The sequence below is a fragment of the Vibrio sp. KUL70 genome (genome assembly GCF_059725515.1).
Window position 1 is genome coordinate 2968128 of the sequence record NZ_AP045834.1, and the last position, 20946, is coordinate 2989073.

The 20946-nt window shown below is 46.2% G+C and carries 18 protein-coding genes; 6 read left to right on the plus strand and 12 right to left on the minus strand.

The genetic code is table 11. The features are described 5' to 3' along the window. Positions 1 to 34 precede the first annotated feature (34 nt). Both AC6I7V_RS13370 and rhtB read right to left on the minus strand, forming a co-directional pair. Positions 35 to 1255: an EAL and HDOD domain-containing protein gene (locus tag AC6I7V_RS13370; protein WP_498011018.1), complete on the minus strand. Its 1221-nt coding sequence runs from the start codon at positions 1253 to 1255 to the stop codon at positions 35 to 37. A 23-nt stretch (positions 1256 to 1278) separates the two neighbouring features. After that, positions 1279 to 1896, minus strand: coding sequence for a homoserine/homoserine lactone efflux protein (gene rhtB / locus AC6I7V_RS13375; RefSeq protein ID WP_255229630.1), 618 nt, complete (start codon positions 1894 to 1896; stop codon positions 1279 to 1281). Between the two features lie 77 nt (positions 1897 to 1973). Between rhtB and AC6I7V_RS13380 the strand changes: the two genes are divergently transcribed. After that, positions 1974 to 2954, plus strand: a complete 981-nt coding sequence (locus AC6I7V_RS13380) for an alpha/beta fold hydrolase (RefSeq protein WP_255229629.1) — start codon at positions 1974 to 1976, stop codon at positions 2952 to 2954. 143 nt (positions 2955 to 3097) lie between these two features. Next, on the plus strand, positions 3098 to 3925 hold the full coding sequence (locus AC6I7V_RS13385) for a Cof-type HAD-IIB family hydrolase (protein WP_498011019.1): 828 nt from the start codon (positions 3098 to 3100) through the stop codon (positions 3923 to 3925). A 78-nt stretch (positions 3926 to 4003) separates the two neighbouring features. On the opposite strand, the gene AC6I7V_RS13390 is transcribed toward AC6I7V_RS13385, so the two are convergent. Continuing rightward, positions 4004 to 4471, minus strand: a complete 468-nt coding sequence (locus AC6I7V_RS13390; RefSeq protein ID WP_498011020.1) for an EVE domain-containing protein — start codon at positions 4469 to 4471, stop codon at positions 4004 to 4006. A gap of 39 nt (positions 4472 to 4510) precedes the next feature. Between AC6I7V_RS13390 and AC6I7V_RS13395 the strand changes: the two genes are divergently transcribed. Together AC6I7V_RS13395 and AC6I7V_RS13400 are read left to right on the plus strand one after the other, a co-directional pair. After that, positions 4511 to 6061 (plus strand): COG3650 family protein, encoded by a 1551-nt coding sequence (locus tag AC6I7V_RS13395; RefSeq protein WP_255229626.1) that lies wholly within the window; start codon positions 4511 to 4513, stop codon positions 6059 to 6061. Position 6062: 1 nt separating this feature from the next. Then, positions 6063 to 6662 carry a tRNA-uridine aminocarboxypropyltransferase gene (locus AC6I7V_RS13400; RefSeq protein WP_498011021.1) on the plus strand — a complete coding sequence of 200 codons (600 nt, stop codon included), beginning with the start codon at positions 6063 to 6065 and terminating at the stop codon, positions 6660 to 6662. 60 nt (positions 6663 to 6722) lie between these two features. On the opposite strand, the gene AC6I7V_RS13405 is transcribed toward AC6I7V_RS13400, so the two are convergent. The 8 genes from AC6I7V_RS13405 to lptM form a co-directional block, all read right to left on the minus strand. After that, a complete protein-coding gene (locus AC6I7V_RS13405; protein WP_498011022.1) occupies positions 6723 to 9203 on the minus strand; it encodes a bifunctional diguanylate cyclase/phosphodiesterase in 2481 nt (826 codons plus the stop codon). 204 nt (positions 9204 to 9407) lie between these two features. After that, complete coding sequence (locus AC6I7V_RS13410) at positions 9408 to 11903, minus strand: bifunctional diguanylate cyclase/phosphodiesterase (RefSeq protein WP_255229623.1); 2496 nt, start codon at positions 11901 to 11903, stop codon at positions 9408 to 9410. A gap of 159 nt (positions 11904 to 12062) precedes the next feature. Then, entirely contained in the window at positions 12063 to 12779 is a 717-nt protein-coding gene (yigB, locus tag AC6I7V_RS13415; protein ID WP_255229622.1) for a 5-amino-6-(5-phospho-D-ribitylamino)uracil phosphatase YigB, read from the minus strand. Between the two features lie 9 nt (positions 12780 to 12788). Continuing rightward, entirely contained in the window at positions 12789 to 13721 is a 933-nt protein-coding gene (xerC, locus tag AC6I7V_RS13420) for a tyrosine recombinase XerC (protein ID WP_150897451.1), read from the minus strand. Continuing rightward, complete coding sequence (locus tag AC6I7V_RS13425; protein ID WP_498011023.1) at positions 13687 to 14388, minus strand: DUF484 family protein; 702 nt, start codon at positions 14386 to 14388, stop codon at positions 13687 to 13689. The genes xerC and AC6I7V_RS13425 overlap by 35 nt, the downstream gene beginning before the upstream one ends. 29 nt (positions 14389 to 14417) lie before the next feature. After that, positions 14418 to 15248, minus strand: coding sequence for a diaminopimelate epimerase (gene dapF / locus AC6I7V_RS13430; protein ID WP_255229620.1), 831 nt, complete (start codon positions 15246 to 15248; stop codon positions 14418 to 14420). 11 nt (positions 15249 to 15259) lie between these two features. Beyond that, a complete protein-coding gene (lysA, locus tag AC6I7V_RS13435) occupies positions 15260 to 16513 on the minus strand; it encodes a diaminopimelate decarboxylase (RefSeq protein WP_255229618.1) in 1254 nt (417 codons plus the stop codon). 48 nt (positions 16514 to 16561) lie between these two features. After that, on the minus strand, positions 16562 to 16678 hold the full coding sequence (lptM, locus tag AC6I7V_RS13440; protein WP_408063558.1) for an LPS translocon maturation chaperone LptM: 117 nt from the start codon (positions 16676 to 16678) through the stop codon (positions 16562 to 16564). A gap of 75 nt (positions 16679 to 16753) precedes the next feature. Here lptM and cyaY point away from each other — a divergent pair, with 75 nt between their 5' ends. Next, positions 16754 to 17068 (plus strand): iron donor protein CyaY, encoded by a 315-nt coding sequence (gene cyaY, locus AC6I7V_RS13445; protein WP_032553345.1) that lies wholly within the window; start codon positions 16754 to 16756, stop codon positions 17066 to 17068. Positions 17069 to 17134: 66 nt separating this feature from the next. On the opposite strand, the gene AC6I7V_RS13450 is transcribed toward cyaY, so the two are convergent. Further along, the gene (locus AC6I7V_RS13450; protein ID WP_498011024.1) at positions 17135 to 19663 is read right to left on the minus strand and encodes a class I adenylate cyclase; all 2529 of its coding nucleotides are present in this window, start codon (positions 19661 to 19663) and stop codon (positions 17135 to 17137) included. Positions 19664 to 20005: 342 nt separating this feature from the next. Here AC6I7V_RS13450 and hemC point away from each other — a divergent pair, with 342 nt between their 5' ends. Next, complete coding sequence (hemC, locus tag AC6I7V_RS13455; protein ID WP_255229613.1) at positions 20006 to 20944, plus strand: hydroxymethylbilane synthase; 939 nt, start codon at positions 20006 to 20008, stop codon at positions 20942 to 20944. Positions 20945 to 20946 lie beyond the last annotated feature (2 nt).

Consider the following 20946-nt stretch of genomic DNA (forward strand, 5'->3'; position numbering starts at 1 on the left):
CTTCTACTGTCATAAAAGTTTAATCTTCACACAACTAGGTTTGACTCGTAACGCTATGACTCCAACGCTGCGCCTCAGCAAGTTCATTTTTAACCTGCTCAACACTGAGCCCTAACGTCTTGCAATACTCTTCCATCTGACGCCAATCGGCATGCTCAAAGCTCTCCTCTAGAGCTAGCAACTGACCATAAGGCCCTTCTCGTCGCAGCAACGCTAGCTTAATGATCTTACACAACGGCAACTGTTCAACTAGGCGCTCTAACGACAGATCGAGTAACGCGTCCAATAAGGAGAACAACCCAATCATAAAGGCTTGCTCTGTGTGCCCCTCAAAAGGTTGATAGCGTGACATACGCTGACAGAATTGAGCACGTTGCAGAGATAAGCTGTATAACTCTTTTGGCTTCTTATCAGAGACATAAGAGGCAACCGCCAAAGATACAAACATCTTAAGATTGTCTTGCCCTAAATATACGAGCGCCTGACGAAATGAAGAGATGCTGACCTCCAAGCGTGGCGACATGGTATTGACAAAACGCAGTAACTTGTATGAGAGCGCGACATCCTTTGCCACAATGCTTTCTACACGCTGAAAGTCGACATTAGGTTTGCAAACCTCTTGGAACAGCTCCATCGCAATCACGTGTTCAGGGCTGATGTATTTGGTCTTAACCATTTCTGGCTTACTAAAAAAGTAACCTTGAAAAAACTTAAAACCCGCCTGCTTGGTTCGCTGAAACTCCTCTTCAGTTTCAACACGCTCTGCGAGAAAGCTGTATTTCTTGCCTTGGTGTTTTTGCACCAACTCACACGCGGCGTCTAAGCCCATCTGCATAATGTCGAGCTTTACAATGTGAGTGTATTTAAGAAAGGCTTCCCACTCAGGTGTCGAGGTAAAGTCATCCAGAGCAATCATATAACCCTGTTGATAGAGATCTTTCACCGCCTCTAGCAACTCAGCTGTCGGTGGACAGGTCTCCAGGATTTCAATAACCACTTTATCTTTTGGCAAGCTTTGAGGAAGACGGCGCAATAGACTTTGATACGGGAAATTGATGAAGCAGCGCGATGAAGGAATCGATGGGTTAAGACCCACCGATAAAAAATTTTCGACGATCAGACGATACGTAGCTCGATTCGACTCAATATGCGCTGGATAGGCATTATTGTCCCCATCACGAAACAACAACTCATAACCAAGAGTATGTTTTTTTCGGTTAAAGATAGGTTGTCGAGCGACGTATGTAGCGGTCATCTATTTTCTAACTCTATGATTGGTTAAGCCTTAGCCGCGGCAAGCAGTGCGCCGCAACCCATGAACATACCACCAAAAATCTTATTTATCTTACCCATTACGCGATCTGAACGAATAAAACGTCCCATTTGTGATGCCAATGAGGTGTAGCCCAACATAACAACGCTATCAATGAATACTGTTGTCACACCGAGTACCAAAAGTTGTGGCGCTTGGGGTTGTGAAGGGTCTATAAATTGCGGGAACAATGCAACCAAAAATACGATAGATTTCGGGTTTGTAAGATTAATTAATACCGCATTGCGCAACAGTGTCCAACTTGACTGCGATGCACCCTCTTCCGTCGCAACCATACTAGAGGTATCACGCCACTTCTGAATACCGAGCCAGATGAGATAAACCACACCTACCCATTTAATTAATGTGAATGCGAAAGCGGATTTAGCCACCAGCGCACCAATCCCCGCGCCCACTAATAAAATATGAAACGCCAACCCAATTTGTAGGCCTGCAATCGAAGCCAGTGACTTGCGAGTGCCATAGCTGAGTCCATTGCTGATCGAATTCACGGTGCCTGAACCCGGCGCTAAACTAAACAGAATTGCGGTCACGACATAAGCGAGCCAAACATGAGTATCCATTGCATTTCCTTAGCAGTACTTTAATCTAATAACATCATTAGCGATAAAAGCTCTCATCAGTTTTCAGGTAACTTCTCATGGCAAACAACGCTGCCGCACCTTCATATTTCACTCAAGAGCCTCAATTTGAGGAAGCGATTAAACACCCGATCTCAGCCTTTTGGCAACAAAGAAATGAAGGTTATGTCACCTCATCGAGCAAGAAAAAACTCTACTGGGCAAGCTTGACTTCACCACAGCATAGCAAAGCGATTGTTATCTCGAATGGGCGTATTGAGTGCTGCGAAAAATACCAAGAGCTTTTCTACGATCTCTACCATCAAGGTTATGACATTTACTCTTTTGATCATCAAGGTCAAGGTCGTTCACAACGCAGTGTGCAAGACTCTGACATTGGTCATATTCATGAATTTGATGATTACATCCGTGATATGCGCGAGGTTCTCCAACACTTCCCACTCGATAAGTATGAGCAACGTTACTTACTCGCTCATTCGATGGGCAGTACCATCGCCACTCGCTACCTACAAACCACGCCAGACCACCGTTTTGAAAAAGTCGTCTTGTGCGCACCTATGTTTGGTGTGAATACGAATTGGTATCTCAAACCTATCGCTATGTCAGTCGCGCAACTGCTAACAGGGTTTTGTGCCAAGCCAACCTACGCGCCGGGACACAAGGCGTATTACACGAAACCTTTTGAAAACAACCTGCTCAGTCAGAGTAAAGTTCGTTACCAATGGTTTAGAAAACTGTATGACGACAATCCAGCAATGCAAGTTGGCGGTCCGAGCACGCGTTGGGTATGGCAAGGGTTGATGGCCGCCAAACAAGCCATTCAGCAGACGCGCCAAATTAAAATTCCTCTTTTGTTGATTCAGGCAGGCAACGAGCAGATCGTATGTAATCAAGCTCAACAACGCTTCATCAATAAACTGCGCAAAACGAACATCGACAGCAAGATGATTACCATCACAGGCGCAAGGCATGAAGTGTTGTTTGAAAGCGATCAGTATCGCAATCAAGCCTTGGATGCGATTGTTGCGTTTTTTCGCTAAAACAATTCGGTAAAGAGGAAGACAAGTTATAGAGCTTTGCCCTCTTTTGTTACGCTAATTTCACGTACAATTTGTCTTACAACATTAGGCACCATCTATTGCTTGGTGCCTCTACCAGTCAAGTACGCTGTATCGAGGGTTAAATGACGATTCCTGCACTAAAAGATTCCATCAATATTGTAGCCTCTGATCTTGATGGCACGCTGCTCGCTCCCAACCATAAGTTGAGTGACTTTACCAAGCAGACGTTGAAGAAGTTACACCAGCAAGGCTTCACCTTTATCTTTGCCACTGGTCGACATCATGTTGACGTTGCAGGCATTCGTCAACAGGCCGATATTCCAGCGTATATGATCACCTCTAATGGCGCGCGTGTACATGATCAAGACGACCAACTGATGTACAGCCAGAACGTGCCTCAAGAGCTTGTTCAACCTGTGATCGACATTGTTCGTCAGGATCCGAACATTTTCATCCACATGTACCAAAACGAAGATTGGTTGTTGGATCGTGAAGACGAAGTGCTCGCTAAGTTCCATAGTGAGTCAGGCTTTAGTTACCAACGCTTTGAAGCGGAGCGAGCACCCACTGAAGGTATTGCGAAGGTCTTCTTTACTCACCCAGAGCACGATCATGAGCACCTAGTGACGTTCGAGCAAAGATTGCGAAAAGCCTTTGGCGATAAACTGAATATCGCCTTCTCTACCCCTTGGTGTTTAGAAGTGATGGCTGCCGAAGTCTCGAAAGGCCATGCGTTAGAAGCCGTGGCAAAATCGCTCAACCTGACTCTAGAGAACTGCATTGCTTTTGGTGATGGTATGAACGATGCTGAAATGTTAGCAATGGCAGGTAAGGGCTTGGTAATGGGAACATCGCATGAAAAAGTGATGCAAGCACTGCCAAACAATGAAGTGATCGGTAGCCACGCCGATGATGCCGTCGCTCACTACCTTGAAGAGCATCTACTGTAACTCTCTCTTTCCCTAAAACCTAAAAGGCAGCCAATCGCTGCCTTTTTTTGAACCTTCATGTTCCCATAAGCTCTAACGTTAACGAGAACCCAACACCTCTTTGCTCAGAATAGCCTGCCACTCTTGCTCCGTTACAGGCATGATGGATAAGCGATTACCGCGCTTTACCAAAGGCATATTATCAAGTTCAGGCATCGCTTTTAGCGTCGCTAGGGGAATCAAGCGTTCTGTGGTTCGAACATACTCGACATCGACCATTACCCAGCGAGGGTTGTCTGGTGACGATTTTGCATCGTAATAGTCACTCTCTGGATCAAACTGAAAGTGATCCGGATACGCCTCTCGCGTCACTTTTGCGATGCCAGCAACGCCAACTTTCTTGCATGACGAGTGGTAAATCATCACGAGATCACCCAGTTTGACCTGATCACGCATCATATTACGAGCTTGGTAGTTGCGAACCCCCTCCCAGCAAGAGGTGTTTTGCGCTCGCAGAGTATGAATAGAAAAGGTGTCGGGTTCTGTTTTAAATAACCAATATGCCATAATAAATCCAATTAACGGTTGCTCCGAGGAAGATATAACATGAAGGTACTCAAAAACCCAGCGGTATGGCTCACAGCCATCGCTCTGACGGGCTGTAGCCAAACCCAACAGTCCATTTCAGAACCAGAAAAATCACCCGCCGCTAACCTAGATGCCCCAAGTACCATTCAGCCGCAAACCTTTATTATGCGTGGTCAGGTGGTTGTTGGACATGAAAGCCGCACCTTTACGCCTTGTGGTAGCCAAGAGCAATACTGGTTAGATTTGTCACCAGAACTGGCACTAGAAGCTCAAGGACTCTCCAATACGCCCTATCAACCTATGTATGGTGAACTGATTGGCCACCTGACAGTGCCGAGTCAAACCGGATACAACGCCGATTTCACAGCTCGCTTTGTTGTTGACCAAGTCAATATTCTCACCGCCGAGAACCCCAACCGCTGTAGTCAACCACTCAAATCAACGCGTGCTTTTGGTAATGAACCTTTCTGGTCTGCACAATTCGATAAGAGCCAAGTGACCTACTCAAAAATAGGGGAGACGCCGCAAGCTTTTGAGATTCAATCAAGCCGCATGAGCAACGAGCAACGTCACTATCAATTAACCAGTAGCCAAGGTGGTGGCGAACTGCACCTTACTAACAGCCGCTGCAACGACACCATGAGTGATAGCTTATACGGCTGGAATGCCAAGCTCACTATTAATGATGATTCTTACAAAGGCTGTGCTACGCTCTCGAATCAAGATACGACGCTACAGTGGGCTGATCGCTACTTTGCCAGCTCGACACAGAATACCGGTTTCTCGGTCACTCTTGAGTTAAATTCCGATCACAGTGCAGTCACTACCTACTCATACAGCAATGGTGATGCTCCTATTATTGAACAAGGGTTCTGGCAGCAGCTCAATGCTGACCAAGTTCAAGTGGTAATGACGCGCCACCAGCAGCAATATCTCATCTCAGAACGCATTTTTACCCGTGAGAGTGGCAAGCTGACGGCGACAAAAGAGCGGGTCGGGAATGTTGTGTATCCGATCGCCGACGGTGGCCTAACGCTCTTTAAAGTGAGAGAACAACAAGATCTAACCTCAACACCTAAATCCGCCGTCGATCTTACCCCACGGAATATCAACGGTAGCGATCAATTTGATCCCAAGGTCGACCGCGCGATCCGCGACTATTTTAAGATCCACAATACCTCAACAGATGACACCCAGTATCGTTGGTTGACCTATGACCTCAATGGCGACGAGCAAGAGGAGTTACTTGTACAACTGAATTGGTGTGGTTCTGGAGGATGTACCCTTCTGATTTTTGAAAACCATCAACAACAATGGCGCTTCAACAGCCGAGTGACTCTGGTACAAGGAAAGATCCACTTAGGAAAAGAGCAACATAATGGTTGGCAAGATCTTGTATTTAACGTCGGTGGTGGTGGCGCGACGCCTGCGCAACATGCGCTGCAGTACTCAGGTGTTAGTTACCCACTTAACCCAAGTGTCGCCCCAACAACGACGAGTAACAAAGTGAGTCAAGTCACTCTCTTTGCCGACGAGATCTCTCCGATGCAACAAGGAGTCAAACTCTAGTATGGAAAAGCGAGTTGCTTGCCCGCGATGCGGCTTCACTCATCAATGTATTTGTGCGCAGATACCTGCTCTTGAAAGCAAGGTGAACATTGCACTGCTTACTCATGAGAATGAGCTCAAACGCGACACCAACACTGGAAAGCTGCTGCTGCAAACACTCCCCAACAGCCAAAGCTATGTTTGGCAACGCAAGAGTGCGCCAGCAGACTTAATGGCTATGATTAATGATGATACGGTTCAGGCTTTGCTGCTGTTTCCCAGTGAACAAAGTGTTGATGTCAGTGAGATTACTAAGGTGTACCCTGTCGCGAATAAAAAGCGACTGTTTATTGTGCTTGATGGAACATGGCAAGAAGCTAAGAAGATGATGAACAAAAGCCCATGGTTGCAGAGTATTCCACAGGTACACCTCACCCCTAACTTAGATTCAGCCTATACCTTAAGGCGCAACCAAGATACTGGGCATTTATGTACCTGTGAGGTCGGTAGCTTGTTACTGAATCAATTAGGTGAAATCGATCAAGCTCAACAGCTAAACCATTACTTTCATCACTACCTAAAGGTCTTCCAAGCAGATAAAAGCGGCCACGCCCTTAAGTAGAATCAAAGAGCGAGACTTGGCTCGCTCTTTACGTTTCACGTGAAACAACTTGTTTGAATATCAGAACAAACGCCTTGGTTCGCCGACGAAATAACCTTGTAAGTAGTCGACACCCATATCCTCAGCAATACGACACACCTCTTGATTATGAACAAACTCCGCCACAGTTTTGGCATTGAGTATCTGGCATAAACTGACCAACTGCTCCGCTATTTTTCGCTGCTTTCTGTCCTGGTCAATATTGCGAATTAAACTACCATCAAGCTTAATCACCTGAGGTTCCAGTTTGAGGATCTCATCAATATTGGAATAACCAGAGCCAAAGTCATCCACAATGATGTTCACACCAAGCTCTCTAAAATGATTACAGATTTCAATCAAGCGGCCATAATCTTTGATCTGCTCGGTCTCTAACACCTCTAAACCAATACGCTGAGGGTGACTAATGCTTTTGATCGCTTGCTCAAGGTGGAGCACTGTTTTCTCATTGGTAAAATCTTGCGGTGCAAGGTTAATGCTGAATGAATCGGTACGATTTCTCATAAAGTCAAAGGTACGAGAAATCATTTGACGGCTTAAACGAGTGTAAAGGTGAGTCCCTTCGATAATCGGTAAGAAGCGTCCCGGGGTAATCAACTCACCCTCTTCTTCAATTCGAACCAAGCATTCATAGCTCTCTACTTGGTGAGAGTGAGCTGAAACGATCGGCTGGGCACAGGCAACAACATTCTGATTCATCACTGCCCGGCTAACGCAAGATAACCAACGTAGCTGTTCTTGACGCTGCTTTTCTAACTGCACTAAGGTCTTAGCGTTAACCAAATGTTTATTTTGACTCACAGCACTGCGCCGCGCATCGATGGACTTCAGCAATAAGTCATCAATTGATGTGGTTGGAAAATCACGACGACTGGCAATCCCGGCACCAATTGATACTGACAAGTAATCAATATCAGGTAGCCCCATCGGCTCAAAGTTTACATGCTCAGTCTCATCCGCAAATTTAGAGAAGCGTTGCTGTATGTATTCATCACTGGCTAAGCTATCGAAAACTACCGCCCACTCGCCAATCCCCACACTATATAACTGACACTCTTGTTCGAAATAGCGAGTCAATGAGCTTTGAAAGTGATCACTCAAGTCATTGAGCAGCTTATCTCCCACGCGATAACCGTATTTCTCATTAATCTGACTAAATGTCGTGATCTTCAGGGTAAGCAAATGGCTAGCACCACTCATTCGAGCCAACCTTTCACGCAACACACTTCGGTTGGGTAAGCCAGTACGACGATCAACACGATAACTAGCCGTTAGAGCGTTGGCCTGCTGCTGAATTTTGTTAACCATACTGTTGTTCATGTCATCGACATCCATTAAGGCATTGCGAATCAATGAAAACAACGGTGATATATTGCTAGCAGGCTGACTACTTAACTGACGGCAACTAGCGTTGTCGCCCTCACTCAGTGCCATATAAGTTAGGCTATGATGCAACAGGCGTTGCTGGCCTTGCTCATGGAACAGCTCACCCATGCAGTAGACACCGTAAGTGTCTGTCAATTTCTGGAAGATCTCGACCTCTTGATTTCCTTCAATGAAATCCAAACGAGAGGTGCAGTTATAGACAAAAAAGCATTCAGGTGAGTGCAAAGCCGTTTGCTCAACCTCCAACCTCACCTGCTCTAAAGTCAATGAGGGGTGATCGTAGCAAAAGCGCACCTCTTCACCGACTTGAAATTCACCACTGAATTCCATCTCTCCGTTTTCAGCAATCTTGATCGGTAGGTAGATATTCTGTTGTTTTGGGTCACCGACCATCAAAGGGAAGTTATTCAGTTGTTCGAAAGGGACTTCGAGACCATCGGCTAGATAGCGATTATAAAGCTCCCTAATGGGTACGCCATCCAGTTGAATCAAACGATGACCTTGTGCTGCGGTAACACGAAAGGTTTTGCCAATTGGGTTCCACTCGGTGAAATAACCTCGATTTACAACAAGCTTCTCACTGTGTAGCGCAGCCATCACATAGGCGCCTTGATAACAGCGCCCGTTGCTCATCACCCAACGTCCAGATGGGGTTATGGTCGATGCACCTCCACAGATTGGAATATTCAGAGCAGAACGCTCAAAGGCATAAAAGAGGTTGTTTTTATCAAATGTCAGACAGTCAGCAAAACAGATTGCGATTTGCGTACCATCGTGGCACTCCAGATGACGTAACATATCATCGCTATCACGAATCAAATCATCACTGTATGAAACCGTGGCGGAGCTTATGGTTGTCGAAGAGAACCAACTAAAGACCACCAGCAATCCTTGGTGCCTTAGCTCGCCCCTATCAATAAAATGTTCTGCACTGCAGCCGATGGAAGTACAGTCAGGGAAACGCGAATGAATAATCTGACACGCAGCCTCCACTCTCTCTTGCTCAAAAGAAGAGAAAACCTGGACCAAAAGCGTATCGCTCGTTTGGAAACTCACAGCCTCTAACTCAACTGCAAGCTGCTTTATATCATCTATAAAGAGAGAAAATGACTGCATAACCACATTAATCACTGCATTGATGACTTGTTATTGTGCTGATTATCGATAAGTCTTGCACGTATTAGTTACTATCACCCTGTGAGATCTGTGAACTCTGTAAAAAGTGGTTCCCTAATAAATCATAGAGTATGCAGCGAATTTCTCGATAACTGTATGCACATCACACTGTGTATTGGGGGCATTTAATCGGAAACCTTTTTGTTAGAACAAACGTTTAGGTTCACCAAAGTAATAGCCCTGCAGGTAGTCAATTCCCATGTCTTCCGCTAATTCACACACCTGTTGATTGTGAACAAACTCCGCAACCGTCTTAGCATTAAACACCTTACATAACTTGACCAACTGAGCGGCAATACTGCGCTGTTTTGGGTCTTTATCAATGTTACGGATCAGGCTACCATCGAGCTTAATGATCTGCGGTTCTAATTTGATGATTTCATCAATGTTAGAGTAACCAGAGCCAAAGTCATCAACGATAATTCGAGCACCCAAAGTTCTGAAGTGATCACACACTTCAATCATTCGTCCGTAATCTTTGATCTGCTCAGACTCCAGCACTTCTAAACCTAGCCTTGTTGGGTCGTTCATACCTTGAATCGCCGCCTCTAGAATCATCAAGGTTTTATCACTCAATAGATCTTGTGGTGACAAATTAATCGAGAATGCACCCTGCTTGTCTGCCATATAACCAATCGTGTTCTTAATCATATGACGACTCAAGCGCGTGTAGAGATGCGTGTCAGCAATGATAGGCAGAAACTTACCTGGAGGTACTATAGCCCCGTCGTCCATAATGCGTACCAAACACTCTTGGCTCACCTCTTGATGACTGCCCGCAGCGACGATAGGTTGTGTGTAAGTGATGATATTCTGACTTAAAATGGCACGACTCACACAAGAGAGCCAACCCAACTGGTCTTTACGGTCTTCTTCACTGACCTGAATGTCTTTGGCGTTAGTAATATGGGTATTGTTACGCACCCCATAGCGCCGTGCTTCAATGGCTTTTAGCAGGATCTCTTCGCCAGTATCTTCAGTAAAGTCACAGCGGCTAGCAAAGCCACCACACAGTGACACAGAGAGATAATCTACATCAGCTAAACCATAGGGTTCAAAGTTGATGTGCTCGATGTCATCGGCAAACTGGGCAAAACGATATTTAATCCGTTCACTCTCGACCTTTGCATCAAAAATGATCGCCCACTCACCGATACCAATACTAAACAGTTCGACTCGTTCAAGAGAGTCTTGCTTCACATTGTTATGCAGTCGCTCAATAAAATGATTAGAGAGGTCTCTTAGCAGTTGGTCACCCACTTGGTAACCATACTTTTCATTCACTTGGTGGAAGTTAGTCAGCTTTAAGGTGAGCAGATGCTCCGAACTCTTGATGCTATTGAGCTGCTCTTTAAGCACAATACGATTTGGTAAACCAGTACGCGAATCTACGCGATAACTTTCTGTAAGACGGCGCGCCTGTTGATGAAGCTTCTTCTCCATCTGGCTGTTCATATGGTCAAGATCAGCTACGGCATTTCTCACCAAATTAAGCAGTGGCGACACCATAGAATCAGTGTGAGCACCCGTTCGACTATATTCAATCAACTCATGGGATTCACGCATCGCGACGTAGGTCAGGCTATGGTGTAAGATCTCTTGTTGAGTATCCGTTCGATACAACTCACCCATGCAGTAGGCACCGCATGCATCAACAATCCCTTCAAACGGCTTGAGTTCAGTTCGACTATCAATGAACTCTAATCGTGAAACACAGTTATAGATCATCACCGATTCCGGCTGGTGCATCGCCAGTACTTCCGCACCATGACGTACCTTTTCTGCCGTTAGTGACGGATGGTTATAGCAGAATTGAGCCTCTTCACCGACTTGCCAAGCACTATCAAATTCAATACTGCCATCATCATTGATTCGCAGCGGAGTCGAGATCCCCTTCTTTTTGCCTGATTCACGATACAGTGGGAAGCTCATTAACTGACTAAAGGGGATGTCTTTACCATCGGCGAGATAGTGCTTGAACACGTCAATCGCGGGCTTATCATTGAGGCTGTACAACCGACGTCCCTCCGCACGAGTTACCTTAAGCTTCATGCCGATCGGATTCCACTCAGAATAAGCGCCCGACCACACCTTCAAATTGGGATTATGCAGCGCCACTGCAACACAGGCGTGCTGATAGGTCTGGCCGTTATACATCACCCATCGCCCATAAGTGTTCTCATGGCACAAACCACCAGCAACTGGCACTGAATAAGGCAGTGTGTCAAAGCCGGAATAGATTGGGTAGTCACAGCCCTCGACTTGGTCACAAATGCTGATAACGGTTTGACTGTTCTCAGTCAGGTTCAGTGCGTTAACCAGCGCTAATCCATCCAGCCCAGTTTTGCCGCTAAATGGTACAATAGTAGAACTTAGCGTCGTCTCTTCAAACTCACTAATCATCAACAAGCTGCCGCAGCTTACCTGACGGTTATTGTGAATAATATGCTGAACGCTCTGACCTATTAGAGTCGCATCTTTGAGGTAAGTCAGTGTGATATCGGCTAGACGGCTCGCTGATTGGCTGGAAAGTGTGGAGTGTAACTGGATTAGGTACTGCTTCTTGGCATGCCACTCTTTTTGTTGTAGATAGGATTCTAAGGACTCCTCAGAGGTTACGAGAAAAGTATAGGTATGCATGCCAAGCCTTGTTGTAATCGTATTAAGAGAGGACAACGGCTTTAGTGGATATTAATACGATGAAAGCAGCTGCCGATTAAAAAAGCTTCAATAACTTCTTAAACGGCAGTTAATGTAGCAAGACCCTACAATAAATGCGACATAAGCTTATTGTAGCGATTAAATTAGTCGCATAAGATCTCGTAATTGTGAAATTTCGATATCAGGCAACACACGAGCTTTCGATGCTTGCTGAATATTCACATTTTTATCATTAAACCAGCACGCCTGATAGCCACTGACTTTAGCGCCGTAAACATCACTCACTAAGTGATCACCAACATGCAAAATATGTTCAGCTTTAATGCCTAGATGCTCTTGTGCTTGATTAAACATATCTGGGTATGGCTTGGCTCTACCATCAGGCCCAGCTTTCAATATCAACTGGAAGTAATCTCCTAGCCCAATTTTATGTGGGTCAACGTTACCGTTAGTGATTGCGACTAAAGGCAGTTTTTCACTCAAGGCTTGCATCACGCGATGCGTCTCTTGAGGGACATCGACTTGGTTTCTCAGCCACAACGCATGCTCAATACCCGACTTAGCCGCTGCTGTCGCCTGCGCTTCTGCGTAACCAAGCTGCATCAATCCTTGTTTGATCTGCGTTTCACGCCACAAAGTGACATCATGCTTTAGCTCAGGATTGGTCTGTGCAACTTGGACCTTCACTTGATGCCACTCATTCAGCGACAAAGAGGACGACACTGGATGCTCAGTGAACAGCCAATTCGCCATCTCCTTTTCCACTTTCATGATCACAGGCCAGTTATCGTAAAGCGTATCGTCTAGGTCAAACGTCATCGCCTTAATTGAGTTCAATCCACGGTAGAGTTGCATCAGTGCCTCTTATTCTTTGCTTCTTTTACGAGCTCTTGGGTGCGCCTGATCGTACGCTTGTGCCAAGTGTTGAAAATCCAAGTGAGTATAGATTTGGGTTGTTGAGATGTTTTCATGCCCTAAGAGCTCTTGAACCGCCCTTAAGTTCTGACTGGATTCCAGTACATGAGTCGCAAACGAGTGACGAAGCTTGTGTGGGCTAATGTGACTAGCCACCGCCTGCTTCTTACCCCACTCTTCCATACGCTTCTGAACACTGCGATGCGAAATACGCGTACCGAGCTTAGAGACAAACAGTGCAGGCTCTCCAGGTGCGGCAAATTCACCACGCACTTTAAGCCATTTCTCAACACACTCTTTGGCTTGGCCTGAAAAAGGGGCTTTACGCTCTTTATCACCCTTACCGATAACTCGAATCTCACCCTGACGCGCCTGAATATCTTTCAGATTGATGCCCACCAGTTCGGCAAGACGTAGACCTGCACCGTACATCACCTCCATCATGGCGCGATCACGAATCGCCAAAGGATCGCTTTCATCGACCTCAAGCAGCTGCCCTACTTCATCGACATCAAGGTTCTTGGGTAACGGACGCTGCTTACGCGGTGCTGATACGCCCTTGGCTGGGTTTGCCGAGATCTCACCTCGCAGTACCAAGAAATCAAAGAAACTGCGTAATGAGGAGAGGCGTGTCGCTAAGCTGCTCGCCTTAATCCCTTCACGCATGCCTTTACTGGCTAGCTGGCGCACCCATGCAGCGTCAACTTGCTGCCAGTCTTTAAGACCTAGAGTCACTAATTGGGCTGCCATGGTTTCTAGCTGCTGTTTATAATTGCGTTGCGTGTGCAGGCTCAGACCTTTCTCGCTTCTTAGGTATTCATAGAAGCGAGAAAGTGGTTTTTGAAGACTATTGGGAAGAGGTGTGTTGGGCTCTAGGCTCATTATCAATCTGCCAAGGTAAGGTCTCTGCCATATGAGCAACAACGAGTGCTAAATGACGCAAGAAAAGGGTGTCCATGTAGGGCTGAAAGTGACCACCATCTTCACTAGAGAAGGCCAGCAACCCAATCGGAGACTGTTTTGCCAATGGTAGCACTACATACGATCCTAGCTCAGGAGCCGGTTGTTCGCCAAATAGGTCTTGGCGATCGGTCTTTCTCAAACGCCCAAGATACGCATCTTTCCCATTAAGGTGGTTCAACGAGAATTTCGCGTGACCCTCATCACTAAGCTGATAGAAACCGCTCTGAGAAAGAATACGCACATACGCTTTCAAGCCAAGTTCAGTCGCCTTCTGCTCTACCGCTTTGATCACCTGCATGAAGTCACGACACTTCAGTACTTGATCTTGCAGTGCCATAAACTCATAAAAGGTTTTATCGTTATTGGCTGCCAGTGACATTAAACTGGTGATCTCTTCTTCAAGCTCTTCAATGCGCTGTCGCTGACGCTTCAACTGCACTTCGACCAAAGAGACAGCACCCTGCTCTACATTGTTAATCGCCAAGCGATCCACCAGCTCTTTCCTATCTTGGAAGAAATCTGGGTTATCACGCAAATATTCAGCAACCACTTCTGCCGTTAGCGCATCGGCTTCTACGTAAGACAAAACCTATCCTTATTTATTATTCATGGTGATCAGCAAGAGAGCTGACCATCAAAGACGTGTGTTGCAGGCCCAGTCATAAACAGTGGTTTACCTGGCCCTTGCCAACTGATCTGAAGATCGCCACCTGGCAGACGCACTTTAACGTTGCTAGACAGCAAGCCCTGAGTGATACCGACAGCGACCGCACCACATGCACCGCTACCGCACGCTTGGGTTTCACCCGCACCACGCTCGTAAACACGTAAGCGAACTTCGTCACGTGTTACTACCTGCATAAAGCCTGCATTGACACGTTCAGGGAAACGCTCATGAGACTCCAGCAGTGGTCCAAGAGTATCGACATCCGCGGTATCTACGTCATCGACGACTGTGACCACATGTGGGTTGCCCATGCTAACTGCACCACAGAATAGTGTGTGTTCGTCGGTACGCAGGATGTAGGTTTTCTCTGGCTGTTTGGCTTTGAAAGGGATCTTACTTGGTTCGAACTCAGGCACGCCCATGTTAACCGTGATCTGATCGTTCTCTTCAATCTTGAGAACCATCTTACCTTTCTTGGTACTCACGTTAATGCTGTACTTGTTGGTCAGCCCTTTCATTCGCACGAAGCGAGCAAAACAACGAGCACCGTTACCACACTGTTCGACTTCACTGCCATCGGCATTAAAAATACGATAGTGGAAGTCCGTCTCTGGGTCGTACGGAGCCTCAACCACCAGCAGTTGGTCGAAGCCAACACCGGTATGACGATCCGCCAAACGGCGGATCAAGTCTGGAGAGAAGAAGATGTTTTGAGTAATGCAGTCCACGACCATGAAATCATTGCCCAAACCATGCATTTTTGAAAAGTGGAAGTGCATAACGCTTAAACTTACTCCGGAAGAATGTTTTCAAGTTCCCACAAGCTCGTTAGCTCTTCACGCTGACGAACAAGGTGAGTTTTATCGCCATCAACCATCACTTCTGCTGCACGTGAGCGAGTGTTGTAGTTCGATGACATCACGAAGCCATAAGCACCTGCAGAACGCACCGCTAGGAGATCGCCCTCTTCAAGAACAAGCGCACGATCTTTACCTAGGAAATCACCAGTTTCACAGATAGGGCCCACTAAATCATAAGTCACTGCCTCACCTTCTCGAGGAACAACAGGGACAATGTCTTGCCATGCTTGATATAGCGCAGGACGCATCAAGTCATTCATCGCAGCATCGATGATGGCAAAGTTCTTATGTTCAGTCGGTTTTAGGAATTCGACTTTTGTTAATAATACACCAGCGTTAGCCGCAATCGCTCGTCCAGGTTCGAAAATCAGCTCTAGATCAGCATGATTATCCAGTCGAGCCAGCAGTGCCTTCGCATAATCTGATGGTTGAGGTGGTAATTCGTCACGGTACACAACACCTAGACCACCACCAACATCAAGATGCTTAATATTAATACCATCAGCACGCAGTTGGTCGATCAGAGCCAACAAACGGTCCGTCGCATCGATAAAAGGTTCAATATCTGTCAGCTGTGAACCGATATGACAGTCGATACCGTGAATCTCGAGGTTCTCTAACTGCTGAGCAAACGCATACACGGCTGGCGCACGATCAAAGGCGATACCAAATTTGTTGTCACGTAGACCAGTCGAAATATAAGGGTGAGTATTTGCATCAACATCTGGGTTAATGCGCAGAGAAATAGGCGCCTTCACACCAAGCTCGCCAGCAACTTTATTTAGGCGCTCTAGCTCAGGCTCTGACTCAACGTTAAAACACTTAATCTTCAACTCAAGCGCACGCTTCATCTCTGCAGCTGTTTTACCCACTCCCGAGAACACAACCTTAGCTGGATCACCACCCGCTGCAATAACACGTTCCAGTTCACCACCAGATACGATATCGAAGCCAGAGCCCAATCTTGCCAATGTATTTAGTACACCTAGGTTAGAGTTTGCTTTTACGGCATAGCAAACCAAGTGAGGGTGCTCACCCACAGAAGAGTCGAACGCATTCCAGTGACGTTCTAGAGTGGCGCGAGAGTATACGTACAGTGGCGTGCCGTATTGCTCTGCCAGTTGTGAAAGTGCGACGTTTTCAGCCCAAAGCTGGCCATCATCCTGATAGTTGAAGTAATCCAAAATTCTTATCCCTTATCCGTTACGATTGCTACTACATTGTTGATTCACTTATTGCGATTGTTCATTTTGCTGCGCATCATCAGGTAAGTAGAGCGGACCAGTTTGACCACAGCCCGAAAGACCCATAACAGACAACATAAACAGAGCGGTAATTAACTTTTTCATTTTGCATATCGTGATTATTAACTCAATGCCCCCTATAATCGCACCACACTCAAGAAAAGCAATAGGATAGAAAGGATGAACGATACTGAATTTCATCAGCTAGTCGATATACAGATGCAAAACATCGAAGAAGCGATCGATGAATCAGAGGCAGACATCGATTATGAAGTAACTGGCAACGTGATGACGCTAGAGTTTGAGGACCGTAGCCAAATCATCATCAACCGCCAAGAACCAATGAAAGAGATCTGGTTAGCTTCTAAGTCAGGTGGCTTTCACTTCAAGTTGATTGAAGACAAATGGACATGCTCAAAGACAGGCATGGAGCTATTTGAAATGGTGAAAACTGAGTGTGAGAAGCACGCTGGTGAAGAGATCGACTGGGTTTAATCTAGCAATGGATACCCCAAAGCGACCAATGTAAAAAGGAGCGACTCAGTCACTCCTTTTTTGTTGCTAAACGTTAGCGATCTTAGAATTACGCGAAGAGAGCGTGGCATCGTTGCGATAAGGCACCACGTAAGACTGCCCATCATCGGGGTGAACAATCTGATAATACTGAGGAAGATTAAAATTAATCAGCTTCGACGCCACCTTAGAGTCATCTTTCACAGAGGTGTAGAAAGAGTTCACACTCGCAATCATCTCATCTTTCTGCCCACTGTATTGGTGGTAAACCTCAACCTGATTCGACTCATCTAACACGTAGATATTGAAGCCTTTATCGGTATCTTCAAAGAAGAACTGAATCAAACCCTCACTAGCAAAGCCATCCACCACTTCTGGTAGTTGGTACTCTTGCTCTTTATCCAGCATTAGCAACGGCGAGCCTTTGAGCTTATTGGTTGAAATACTGCGATAGAAATCGACCGAGTTCTCTAACATCTGCACAGATACGCCACGACGCTCGAAGAACAGACCAAACATCTTGTTCGCCAAACGAATCGCTTTGAATCGACGACGCTTCTCTTGCTCTATCGGTTTCAAGCGCAGGTCAATACACTCTGCCAACAGTTGGTAAACCATATTACGAATCACACCGCGTAGGTTTTTGCTGTAACAGAACACGTCCACCGACTCTGGTGGCAACGCATCTTGGTGCATCTTACCCAATACTGTTTTTAGTGCGTCAAGCATTGCCGTCTCACCTTGGAAATGAAGCGTTCTCACTTCATGCCAGGAGTTACGGTAAACCAAATCGACACTACCCACTAGGCTCTGGCCTTCTTCACCAAAACTGAAGATATCTGCACTCTTCAAATCAACTTTTAAAGCGCGAGCACTCAATTCTGAGGTTGGGTCGTTCTCAAAGTTAATGAACATCGCCAACTGGCTGATCTCACACGGGCTCGCCAGTGCTTGCATACTCGGACGGCGCTTACGCAGTGAGAAGGTATTACGCAGGTCGCTCACCATCTGATAGAACTTATCGATATCAATGTGGGCATCACGAACCACAGAATGCAGACGTGTTGATTCGGTGATCAATCCATTAAAGAACGACCACGCAACCAACTTACTCAAATACTCATGGTGCTCAAGCGATGGTTGACCAAGAATTCGATGTGCAATCAGCGGCTGCTTATACAGATACCAACCCGCTTTGTTGGTTTGGCCCTGTCTTACCTCAATAAAGCTCAGATCGGGCTCATGTAGATCAGGAGAAATCTGAGGGTTTAGAAGTGTGACTTTACCCGGCAGTACCTCAAACGCCGCATACAGCTTGCGAGCAAGAATACTGATGTCTTGAGGGCTGATTGCTGAAGTGATGTCGTTACGACGCGCAAACTGAATCAGATTACGGTAGCTAAGCATCAACGCATCTAACAGGGCGTGGTGTACAACTTTAACTTGTTCAACCTTCCAGTTACGACGGTTATCCAGCTCAACGATGGTCTCATGATCCCAATTCCAAGCTTGAGTCATCTCAGTTAACGCTTCACGACGCCAAGCTACCGAGCCGACTCCCGCTTCACGCGACAACTTCTCATGAGTTTTGAGATAGAAACAGCGGCGAACAAGATCGAGACGCGTGTCATCGTTAATGCGTTCAAGGTAACGAGTGACCTTCTCAAGCATCAGATAGTAGCTGTCCATCCCATATAGGTCTGGTTCATCAGCAAAGAAACGACGCTTAGTATCGATACTCAAAAGTTGTGTGTGTGGGTATTCCCACGAGTATGCCTCTAACAGGATCGCTTTTAACACCGATTTGTACGGAGAGTCGATACTCTTATACAGCTGCCACAAGTTAGAGCCGAAGTACTCTTCCGCTGGAATTCGGTTCAGCTTGCCGAAATCAATCCACTGAGAGCAATCAATGTAACCCTTGTTACAAAGGTCATGCACATACTCGTCGTAACACTCTTCCATTTCTGGAGGGATGATCTGCCAAAGTAGGCGTTGGCCAGCCAGACGCACCGCAGAACGGTAGAACTCATCCAGCAGCAGTAGATGCTGAGAAGAGCCACAGTTATCACCGGTCATCTCTTCGGAATAGTTCGAACGAAAACGCTGCTCGTCCATTAGGAAGAAGTTAGCTTCAACGCCAAGCGTCTGAGCCCAATCGGTGATCAATAGACACTTATTGGTCAAACTATCGCGAGCACCGCCATCCATATCCGGTGATACACACACCCAGATATCAAGGTCACTCGAAGTACTTTGACCAATAGAAGATGTACTACCCATGGTGTAGAGACCAAGGATCTCAGGGTTATTCGTTTCGGTGAGCTTACCGCCTAACGTCAGCTCAGTATCTTCGACAAATTGCTTTTGGAATTCATTAGGCGTGAAGCTACGAATTCCAAAAGGAACTTGTTGGTCATAAAAACCAGGCATCATTGGGTGATTGTAGTGAAGCAGTGCTGGGATAAGATGGAATACGCGCTGACTTTGCAAATCCATCAACGCCAACGCACGATCAATGCGCTGTTGATTTAGATTATCCAATCGCTGAATCAAAGTCTGAGTGTATGCCTGCAAGGTAAGTCCTTGGTTGAGATTAAATGCACTTCTGTTTAGTTACTGAACGAAAGTAACAACAAAACGTGATCAATTTAACACTTTTACCTTTAATGGTAAAGCAAAGCTGACGATGCTGCCACCTTTGTTCATCTAGGTAAAACGCTAAATCCACGGCATGGTAGTGTCCTCTTTATTGACTATTTCTAATAATAGCCCATGTTTCAAATGAGATACTAATCACACTATTTTGGTGAAGTAATGAAATTCCTTTATCTATCAAAGCTCGCAATGATCTAACAGTAAGAATTTTCATCACAGAGTGTTAGGATTAGTCTATTACAGACTCATATCGGAATCACCATGACACAATCAACTCCAATCCGTATCGCCACTCGAAAAAGCCCACTTGCTCTTTGGCAAGCCTACTTTGTAAGGGATGCCCTTCAAGCTGCGCACCCTGGTTTAGAAGTTGAGTTAGTGACCATGGTTACTAAAGGCGACATCATTCTCGATACACCGTTGGCGAAAGTTGGCGGTAAAGGCCTGTTCGTAAAAGAGCTTGAAGTCGCGATGCTAGAAGGCCGTGCAGACCTTGCGGTTCACTCAATGAAAGATGTACCGGTCGACTTCCCTGAAGGCTTGGGTCTGGTGACGATCTGTGAGCGTGAAGACCCACGCGACGCTTTCGTATCTAACACCTACAACAACATTGATGAGCTACCTCAAGGTGCTGTTGTTGGTACATGTAGTCTGCGCCGTCAGTGCCAACTTATGGAGTCTCGCCCAGATCTTGTAATCAAAGAGTTGCGCGGCAACGTTGGCACGCGCTTAGGCAAACTCGATGATGGTCAATACGACGCTATCATCCTTGCAGCCGCTGGCCTAAAACGTCTAGAACTAGAAGAGCGTATCCGCAGCTTCATTGAACCAGAGCAGTCTCTTCCGGCTGTTGGTCAAGGCGCTGTTGGCATTGAGTGTCGTTTGGATGATGAGCGACTTATCAAACTGCTAGAGCCGTTGAACCACCAAGATACGGCTGATCGCGTACTATGCGAGCGCGCAATGAACCTAACCCTAGAAGGCGGTTGTCAGGTGCCAATCGGTAGTTACTCACTACTCGACGGTGATGACATCTGGTTACGTGCACTTGTTGGCGAACCAGACGGTTCAAAAATGGTACGCGGTGAAATCAAAGGCCCACGTAAAGACGCAGAAGCACTTGGTGTTAAGCTTGCCAATCAGCTTCTTGATGATGGTGCCCGTGAAATCCTAACCAAGCTTTACGCTGACCAAGACTAATC

Coding starts and splice junctions, on each gene's coding strand:
- hemC (WP_255229613.1), top strand. CDS start 20,006: ATGACACAATCAACTCCAATCCGTATCGCCACTCGAAAAAGCCCACTT.
- xerC (WP_150897451.1), bottom strand. CDS start 13,721: ATGAGCCTAGAGCCCAACACACCTCTTCCCAATAGTCTTCAAAAACCA.
- rhtB (WP_255229630.1), bottom strand. CDS start 1,896: ATGGATACTCATGTTTGGCTCGCTTATGTCGTGACCGCAATTCTGTTT.
- AC6I7V_RS13405 (WP_498011022.1), bottom strand. CDS start 9,203: ATGCAGTCATTTTCTCTCTTTATAGATGATATAAAGCAGCTTGCAGTT.
- AC6I7V_RS13390 (WP_498011020.1), bottom strand. CDS start 4,471: ATGGCATATTGGTTATTTAAAACAGAACCCGACACCTTTTCTATTCAT.
- AC6I7V_RS13410 (WP_255229623.1), bottom strand. CDS start 11,903: ATGCATACCTATACTTTTCTCGTAACCTCTGAGGAGTCCTTAGAATCC.
- AC6I7V_RS13370 (WP_498011018.1), bottom strand. CDS start 1,255: ATGACCGCTACATACGTCGCTCGACAACCTATCTTTAACCGAAAAAAA.
- AC6I7V_RS13395 (WP_255229626.1), top strand. CDS start 4,511: ATGAAGGTACTCAAAAACCCAGCGGTATGGCTCACAGCCATCGCTCTG.
- cyaY (WP_032553345.1), top strand. CDS start 16,754: ATGAACGATACTGAATTTCATCAGCTAGTCGATATACAGATGCAAAAC.
- AC6I7V_RS13380 (WP_255229629.1), top strand. CDS start 1,974: ATGGCAAACAACGCTGCCGCACCTTCATATTTCACTCAAGAGCCTCAA.
- dapF (WP_255229620.1), bottom strand. CDS start 15,248: ATGCACTTCCACTTTTCAAAAATGCATGGTTTGGGCAATGATTTCATG.
- lptM (WP_408063558.1), bottom strand. CDS start 16,678: ATGAAAAAGTTAATTACCGCTCTGTTTATGTTGTCTGTTATGGGTCTT.
- AC6I7V_RS13385 (WP_498011019.1), top strand. CDS start 3,098: ATGACGATTCCTGCACTAAAAGATTCCATCAATATTGTAGCCTCTGAT.
- AC6I7V_RS13400 (WP_498011021.1), top strand. CDS start 6,063: ATGGAAAAGCGAGTTGCTTGCCCGCGATGCGGCTTCACTCATCAATGT.
- yigB (WP_255229622.1), bottom strand. CDS start 12,779: ATGCAACTCTACCGTGGATTGAACTCAATTAAGGCGATGACGTTTGAC.